We start from the raw sequence: 7,096 nt of genomic DNA on the forward strand, positions 1-7,096 counted from the left end.
AAACGTAGGTGGTGAAAAGATGAGCGGAAAACAAAAAGACTTGACTGAAGAACTAACAGCTGTTTTAGAAGAAATTATTGAAGAACCGGTTGTGAAAGAAACAAAAAAAGGGGAAGCAGTCATTGCGTTGAGTGAAACAGAAATAATGATTGGCAACCGTCAATATAAAGTCGTGACCAATTATCGAGAAGGTTTTGTTCTGGAAAAAATCGGGGAACGCTATAGTGAAGTATTAGCTCGCTATGATTATATTGTGGGTGATTGGGGCTATGAGCAATTGCGTCTACGTGGATTCTTTGAGGCGAGTAATCGTAAAGCACCTCCTGAACAGCGCATTGATGCATTAGAAGATTATTTATATGAATATTGTAATTTTGGTTGTGCGTATTTTGTGATTCAACGAGTTGGTGGAAAGCGTGAAAAGACCAATCAACGCCGCCGCAAACCAAAAGCTGTTAATAAACAAGCACATATTGAAGAAAAAAAAGAAGTCGTAAAACCAACCAAAACAAAAGTGAAACCCCAATCGAAACAAACAAAGGTAGCTGTTAGCGAAAAGAAAGAAAAAACTAAGAGTTTTACGATAAGGAAAAGAGAAGATTGATGACATATAATGGGTATTTAATTGATTTAGATGGCACGATTTACTTGGGATCAGAAATTATTCCTGCGGGTAAGCGGTTTGTTGAAAGCTTGCAAAAAAAAGATATTCCCTTTTTATTTGTAACTAACAATACCACCAAAACACCCGAAACGGTTGCGATGCGTTTGCGAGAAGAATTTTCTTTAACTGTCGAACCAACCACGATTTATACGGCGGCTTTGGCAACGGTTGATTATATGAAAGATGCCAAAAAAGGATCAAAAGTCTATGTTATTGGGGAGGCAGGCTTAATTCAATTAATTTTAAAAGCAGGGTTTATTTGGGAGGAAAAACAGCCGGATTATGTAGTAGTCGGTCTTGATTCCGAAGTGACGTATGAGAAATTAATGAAAGCCACTCTGGCAATTCGTGAAGGTGCCATGTTTATTGGGACGAATCCAGATAAAAATATCCCGACGGAAAAAGGTCTGATTCCTGGCGCAGGTTCTTTGATTGCCTTAATTGAGACCGCAACGCAGCAAAAACCTGTTTTTATCGGTAAGCCAGAAGCGATTATTATGGAAAAAGCACTCGGTCAAATCCAGTTGGAAAAGTCAGAAGTGTTAATGGTCGGAGATAATTACGAAACGGATATTCAATCGGGCATTAAAAATGGGATTGATTCGTTGTTAGTGCTATCCGGCTTTACGCCAAAAGAGGCGGTCCCACACTTACCAGAAGCGCCGACGTATATTATTGATAGTCTAGACGAATGGATGTTTTAGCATGATGAAATCAAAAGAGAAATGGTTCGAAAGAGGCGGTTTTTTAAGTTTATTTTTAACATTGATTACATTTTCGATTACCGTGACGATTAATTTTGTTCCTCTTTTTAGCTGGAGTATTCAACGCTATGACTTAGTTGGAATTTCCGGTTTAACAAAAGAAACACTGTTAGAAAACTATCGTCTGTTATTGCGCTTTTTGAATTATCCGTGGGTTAGCGAATTGAAGTTACCGGATTTTCCGATGTCAGAAGCAGGTCTAGGTCATTTTTATGATGTGAAACAATTGTTTTTATTGAATTACGGGATATTGATTGTGACGTTGTTACCAAGTCTGTTCTTTCTTTACTCCTTAGTTAAAAAGCAACGGTTATGGCGACTTGTTCGTCCCTTTCAGTGGGCGATGATTATTCCTGTAGGCTTGCTGTTTGTGATGGCGATTGGCTTTGAGACATTCTTTATAAAATTCCACGAACTGTTTTTTAGTAACGATGATTGGTTATTTAATCCAGTAACCGATCCGATTATTACGGTCTTACCGGAACAATTTTTTATGTGGTGTTTTATTTTATTCTTTGTCATTCTAGAAAGTCTCTTTGCACTGGGCTTAATCATGGGAAAAAAATCATTAAAATAAAAAAGGAGGAGTCGACAAACGATTCCTCCTTTTTTATTTTTCTTGACGATTAAATTTCAGAAGAATAACTATGCGCTAGGCGACTAGCAGCAGCGGCAGCAATCGCGCCAACAATATCATCTAAAAAGGTATGGACACGTGGGCCACCTTTTTCATTAAGCCTTTGTAAAATACCAGGTTTTACTTTATCGATGTAGCCATAATTGGTGAAGCCAATTGAACCATAAACGTTGACAATCGAAAGGGCTAGTACTTCGTCAATGCCGTAAAGACCTTCATCGCCTTCGACAATACTTTGTAACGGTTGAAGGAGTTTGTCTTCTTCGGCTAAAATATCGAGTTGAATCCCTGTTAAAATTGTATTATGGACTTCTCGCTTCGTTAACACCGCATTGACACTATCAACGCAGGTTTCTAACGTCAATTCCGGGATATATTCTTTTTGTAAAAAGATCACTAATTCCGCGATATCAACGACGGAAACGCCGCGATCCCCTAATAATTGCCGCGCTTTTGCTTCGAGTGTTTTTGTTTCGAATACCATAAAAAAACCTCCAATCAAATATTTTTTCGCCTCTATTATTTCATGGTATACTATTTCTAGCGTTCAAGCAAAGGAAAGTGATGAAAAATGTTTCCCCTCGTAGAATTTTGTCAAACGAACTTATCTCAAGGTACTCAACTCGTTTTAGAAGCGGTTGAAGCGATGGATGAGGTTGATGTGATGGTTAGTAGTTGCTTAAGTGAATGTCGATTCTGTGAACAACAGCCGTTTTGTTTATTCGAAGGTGAACGATTAGGCGCCAAAGAACCGGAAGAACTACTTGCCTTAATTGAGAAAAATATTCGTGAGTGGCATGAAGAATATAGTTAAAAAAAGAACTCTGACAATGTAGTTGTCAGAGTTCTTTTTGCCAAATATTAGTGGTCAAAGACACTCGTGCTATGCGCAGGTTGTGTCCGGTTTTTAGGATTAATATAATGCAAGGCATTATTGACGGCAGTCGGTGCTTCACCAAAACCGGTCGCAATTAGTTTGACTTTGCCTTCGTATTGGACAATGTCGCCACAAGCATAAACGCCTTCCATCGAAGTACGCATATCTGAATGAACCGCAATTCCTTGACGCGTACTATTTAAGCCCCATTCTTTTAAGTTTAATGTGGAAGAAAAGCCGTAATTGACGATGAGATAATCAATACTTAAGTCGATCGTTTCTTCTTCTTTCACTTTTTGTAAATGGATAGCATCTAAAGTGCGATCGCCTGAAATTTCGGTTAATAAATACGGTGTTAAGACATTGACAGATGATTTCTTTAAGAGTTCGACGCTGTGTTCATGCGCACGAAAATCTGGTCGACGATGGATGAGTGTCACTTCTTTGGCAATCGGCTCTAACATTAAGGCCCAATCGATTGCGGAATCGCCGCCACCGGCAATCGCCACTTTTTTTCCTGCGTATTTCATAAGGTCAGATACGTAATAGTCAATGCCGTAACCTTCGTACATTTCGGCATTTTCTAAGGCTAATTTTCGCGGTTGGAAAGACCCATTTCCTAACGCAAGAATCACAGCTCGTGAGTAGTGTACCCGCTGATTGGTCGTGATTTCGATAATGCCATCTTCTTGACGCTCGATTTTTAAGACTTCTTCTTCTAAACAGTAGCGTTGATTAAAGGTCGTAATCTGTTTTTCCAGATTTTGGACCAGTTCTCCAGCTTTAATTTTAGGGTAGCCTGGGATGTCGTAAATATATTTTTCAGGATACAAAGTTGCTAACTGCCCGCCAAGTTGTGGCAAGGTATCAATAATCTTTGTTTTAGCCTGGCGCATTCCCGCGTAAAAGGCTGCAAACATCCCTGCTGGACCAGCCCCAATAATCGTAATATCATAAATGTCCATTGTGTTCCTCCTTAAATTCGCAATCACTTTGCGATATATTATAACAAAGAAATTAAAGTGTAGCATTTTTATTGTTTTTTAGCTATGATATGAATATAAAAATAGAAGGAGGAGATTTTTTTGTCTCAATTGCCACAAATCGATTTAGCCAGTCAAAAAGGTCCAAAAGCGTTAATTAAAACCAACCGTGGAGAAATTTTAATTCAATTATTTCCAGAACAAGCACCAAGAACCGTTGAAAATTTTATTGGTCTTGCGAAAAAAGGATATTATGATGGCGTGATTTTCCACCGCGTTATTCCTGATTTCATGATTCAAGGTGGTGACCCAACAGGTACTGGTATGGGTGGCGAAAGTATTTTTGGTGAAAAATTCGAAGATGAGTTTTCAAAAGAACTCTTTAACTTACGTGGAGCATTGTCAATGGCAAATGCTGGCCCAAATACCAACGGCAGTCAATTCTTTATTGTAAACAACCAAAATGTTCCTGCGAACATGATTAGCCAAATGGCAAGTGCAGGATATCCTGAAGAAATCATTGATGTTTATAAACAAGGCGGTACACCTTGGTTAGATTTCCGTCATAGCGTTTTTGGTCATGTTGCAAAAGGCATGGATGTTGTGGATGAAATTGGTGCTGTTCAAAGAGGCCCACAAGATCGTCCTGTTCATGATGTTGTAATTGAAACTATTGAGATTATTGAAGATTAATCAAACAAAAAAGCTTAGAGCTCGCACAGTGTTGTGAGTCTCTAAGCTTTTTTACTTGTTTTAAATCAATGCTCTTACGCCAAACGAAGAAAAGCTTCTTTGATTTGTGTTAGGCCTTTTTTGAGTAGACGATTCGAACAAGCGACATTCATCCGCACATGTTGTTTCCCGTTAGAGCCAAATGTCGCTCCTTTATTTAAAACAACCCCTGCTTCATAAATGAGTTGATGGTGTAATTCTTTATCCGTTAGTCCATAAGCAGAAAAATCTAACCAAATCAGATAGGTTCCTTCAGGTTGCATCACTGTTACTTTTGGCAAAGATTCACTAAAAAAAGTACAGGTTTCTTCGACATTCATTTTTAGATAGACTAATAATTCTTCTAACCAAGCCTCTGCGTGATCATAAGCGGCTTGCGTGGCGATGATGCCAAACGTATTCACTTCATCTTGCCGTGTGGCTTGTTGTAGCGACTTGATTTTTTCTCTAAGTTCCCGGTTTTTGACAAAAATCATGGCCAGTTTTATCCCAGCCAGATTAAAGGTTTTCGTAGCTGAAGTCAGAATCACTGAAAATTCAGCGAAACTTTTATCGACGGTTTGAAAAGAAGTGAAAAGATTGGGTCAAGAATAAGATCTTGGTGGATTTCGTCACTGATCACTAGCACGTGATGCTTTTGACAAAGAAGCCCCACTTGTTTCAATTCCTCATTTGACCAAACACGTCCACCAGGGTTTTGGGGATTACACAGAATGAATAGTTTAATCTGATGTTCGATAATCAGGGCTTCCATCTCATGAAAATCCATCTGAAACTTCCCCTCACGCTTCAATAAAGAAGAACGGACTAATTTTCGATGATTGCTTTCAACCACTTCGGCAAAAGGTGGATAGACCGGATCATGAATTAAAATCGTGTCCCCAGGTCTTGTCAATGCCTCGATACACATTACCAAACTAGGAACGACACCTGAACTAAATAAAATCGCTTCTTTTTGGATTTCATACTCGTGTCTGCGTTTTTGCCAAGAGATAATAGCCTCGTATAAAGAATCGGGTAACAAATGGTACCCATATATTCCTGTAGCCACGTATTCACTGAGCGCTTGTTGAATCGCAGGTGCCACTTGAAAATCCATATCGGCTACCCAAAAAGCAGATAAGTCTCTTACCTGATAATCTTTTTCGAGTGTATCCCACTTGATACTATTAGTCTGTAAGCGGTTATGTAATTGATCGAATCGTGCCATCTTCTTCCTCCTCGAAAATATTTCCTTCATTTTCATCTCACTTACTAGTATAATCAAAAATACAGGAATGAAAAGAGGGATAAAAATGGACTGTAAAATTGGAGATATCGTTGATGGGCATGTCACTGGCATTCAACCTTATGGCGCGTTTGTCTCATTAGATGAAGAGACGCAAGGGTTGATTCATGTATCTGAGATTCAATCGGGTTATACAAAAAATATACAAGATGTGCTAAAAATTGGCGAAAAAGTTCAAGTGCAAATTATTGATATTGATGAATATAGTCAAAAAATTAGCCTTTCTAGGAGAACGCTTGAAGGACAATTTATTCAGACAGGTATTCGCAAAAAAAGATATTTTACAAACAAGTATAAGAAGATTGGCTTTACAACAATCAAGGAAGCGTTACCGTGCTGGGTCAAGGAAGCAATGGATGCGTTGCTTGAAAATAAATCCAGAAAAATACAGTAGCATGATGAAAAAAATATGATATGATGGAGCAGTTAGATTAAAACACGAGGTGATAATGTTGAATACAAAAAGAGTTGCTGGGACGGTTATTTTACATTTGGAAGACGGAACAAAACGGTTTTTACTTCACAACTTAGGAAATGAGAAAAAATTTCTATCAGTTGAATTATCTAATGAGCGAACAGGCTTAGCTTGTGTCTTGCAATTATTGAAAGAAAAAGCTCACCTTGATGTTTCAACACTTCAATTAGTCGAACTAACGAGTGGAGTGGAGAACGATCAAAAAATTCCCTTATTTGTTTTTGAAATGTCCGCTAATGATCATTCACAGCAATTACCTGAAGCTGTTTATTGGGAAAATGCGAAGCAGTTTAGCGAAACGATTCAAGCATTTAAAATTGACGGCATGCCTTTTTTTTAAAAAAGTAGGAGTGGCACGATGAAAAAGCGGGTTGTTTATGTTGATTGATCTTAATAGTTGCAATTGAAACAAATAGCTTTAAATCACATTTGAAAACGAAGTCCATAAACTAGTAGCTTAGTAGGCTATATGTTGTGTATTCATCTGAATGATACTTTAGTAAAAAAAGTGAAAAAAGAAGTTGACAGATAGTGGTATGATTTGTTAAGATGTTCTAGTCGCTGTTTCACAACTAACTTGATTGTTTTATTAAGTGAATGAGGTTGTTGAAAATAGTTTTAAAAAATAGTTGACACTGAATAGTTAATCTGATATGATATAAAAGTTGCTAACGCG

Annotated in this window: 9 protein-coding genes and 1 pseudogene; 7 read left to right on the top strand and 3 right to left on the bottom strand. The window is 38.0% G+C overall.

Translation table 11 applies throughout. From position 1 onward, the window contains the following. Positions 1-19: 19 nt before the first annotated feature. The 3 genes from RU93_RS06720 to RU93_RS06730 are packed head-to-tail and all read left to right on the top strand — an operon-like array spanning position 20 to position 2,005. The gene (locus RU93_RS06720) at positions 20-604 is read left to right on the top strand and encodes a YutD family protein (protein WP_071874840.1); all 585 of its coding nucleotides are present in this window, start codon (positions 20-22) and stop codon (positions 602-604) included. Beyond that, complete coding sequence (locus tag RU93_RS06725) at positions 604-1,368, top strand: TIGR01457 family HAD-type hydrolase (protein WP_071874841.1); 765 nt, start codon at positions 604-606, stop codon at positions 1,366-1,368. Before RU93_RS06720 ends, RU93_RS06725 begins: the two co-directional genes overlap by 1 nt. Before the next feature lie 4 nt (positions 1,369-1,372). Next, positions 1,373-2,005 carry a TIGR01906 family membrane protein gene (locus RU93_RS06730; RefSeq protein WP_071874855.1) on the top strand — a complete coding sequence of 211 codons (633 nt, stop codon included), beginning with the start codon at positions 1,373-1,375 and terminating at the stop codon, positions 2,003-2,005. 49 nt (positions 2,006-2,054) lie between these two features. Here the strand turns inward: RU93_RS06730 and RU93_RS06735 are convergent, their stop codons facing one another. Next, positions 2,055-2,549, bottom strand: coding sequence for a phosphatidylglycerophosphatase A family protein (locus RU93_RS06735; RefSeq protein WP_071874842.1), 495 nt, complete (start codon positions 2,547-2,549; stop codon positions 2,055-2,057). Positions 2,550-2,636: 87 nt separating this feature from the next. On the opposite strand from RU93_RS06735, the gene RU93_RS06740 reads away from it, so the two are divergent. Further along, entirely contained in the window at positions 2,637-2,879 is a 243-nt protein-coding gene (locus RU93_RS06740; protein WP_071874843.1) for a DUF1450 domain-containing protein, read from the top strand. Positions 2,880-2,926: 47 nt separating this feature from the next. Here RU93_RS06740 and RU93_RS06745 read toward each other — a convergent pair whose 3' ends face one another. Beyond that, complete coding sequence (locus RU93_RS06745; RefSeq protein WP_071874844.1) at positions 2,927-3,907, bottom strand: NAD(P)/FAD-dependent oxidoreductase; 981 nt, start codon at positions 3,905-3,907, stop codon at positions 2,927-2,929. A 120-nt stretch (positions 3,908-4,027) separates the two neighbouring features. Between RU93_RS06745 and RU93_RS06750 the strand changes: the two genes are divergently transcribed. Further along, on the top strand, positions 4,028-4,618 hold the full coding sequence (locus tag RU93_RS06750) for a peptidylprolyl isomerase (protein WP_071874845.1): 591 nt from the start codon (positions 4,028-4,030) through the stop codon (positions 4,616-4,618). Between the two features lie 74 nt (positions 4,619-4,692). Here RU93_RS06750 and RU93_RS06755 read toward each other — a convergent pair. Continuing rightward, positions 4,693-5,867: pseudogene (locus tag RU93_RS06755) on the bottom strand (MalY/PatB family protein). Positions 5,868-5,952: 85 nt separating this feature from the next. Here RU93_RS06755 and RU93_RS06760 point away from each other — a divergent pair. Together RU93_RS06760 and RU93_RS06765 are read left to right on the top strand one after the other, a co-directional pair. Then, positions 5,953-6,339, top strand: a complete 387-nt coding sequence (locus tag RU93_RS06760) for a CvfD/Ygs/GSP13 family RNA-binding post-transcriptional regulator (RefSeq protein ID WP_071874846.1) — start codon at positions 5,953-5,955, stop codon at positions 6,337-6,339. Between the two features lie 55 nt (positions 6,340-6,394). Continuing rightward, positions 6,395-6,760 carry a hypothetical protein gene (locus tag RU93_RS06765; protein WP_071874847.1) on the top strand — a complete coding sequence of 122 codons (366 nt, stop codon included), beginning with the start codon at positions 6,395-6,397 and terminating at the stop codon, positions 6,758-6,760. Positions 6,761-7,096 lie beyond the last annotated feature (336 nt).

This window comes from Enterococcus aquimarinus (genome assembly GCF_001885765.1).
In the GTDB taxonomy this organism is placed as follows: domain Bacteria; phylum Bacillota; class Bacilli; order Lactobacillales; family Enterococcaceae; genus Enterococcus_I; species Enterococcus_I aquimarinus.

Excerpts from the sequence above, each read along its gene's own strand:
- RU93_RS06720 (WP_071874840.1), top strand. The coding sequence starts at position 20 with ATGAGCGGAAAACAAAAAGACTTGACTGAAGAACTAACAGCTGTTTTA.
- RU93_RS06725 (WP_071874841.1), top strand. The coding sequence starts at position 604 with ATGACATATAATGGGTATTTAATTGATTTAGATGGCACGATTTACTTG.
- RU93_RS06730 (WP_071874855.1), top strand. The coding sequence starts at position 1,373 with ATGAAATCAAAAGAGAAATGGTTCGAAAGAGGCGGTTTTTTAAGTTTA.
- RU93_RS06735 (WP_071874842.1), bottom strand. The coding sequence starts at position 2,549 with ATGGTATTCGAAACAAAAACACTCGAAGCAAAAGCGCGGCAATTATTA.
- RU93_RS06740 (WP_071874843.1), top strand. The coding sequence starts at position 2,637 with ATGTTTCCCCTCGTAGAATTTTGTCAAACGAACTTATCTCAAGGTACT.
- RU93_RS06745 (WP_071874844.1), bottom strand. The coding sequence starts at position 3,907 with ATGGACATTTATGATATTACGATTATTGGGGCTGGTCCAGCAGGGATG.
- RU93_RS06760 (WP_071874846.1), top strand. The coding sequence starts at position 5,953 with ATGGACTGTAAAATTGGAGATATCGTTGATGGGCATGTCACTGGCATT.
- RU93_RS06765 (WP_071874847.1), top strand. The coding sequence starts at position 6,395 with ATGTTGAATACAAAAAGAGTTGCTGGGACGGTTATTTTACATTTGGAA.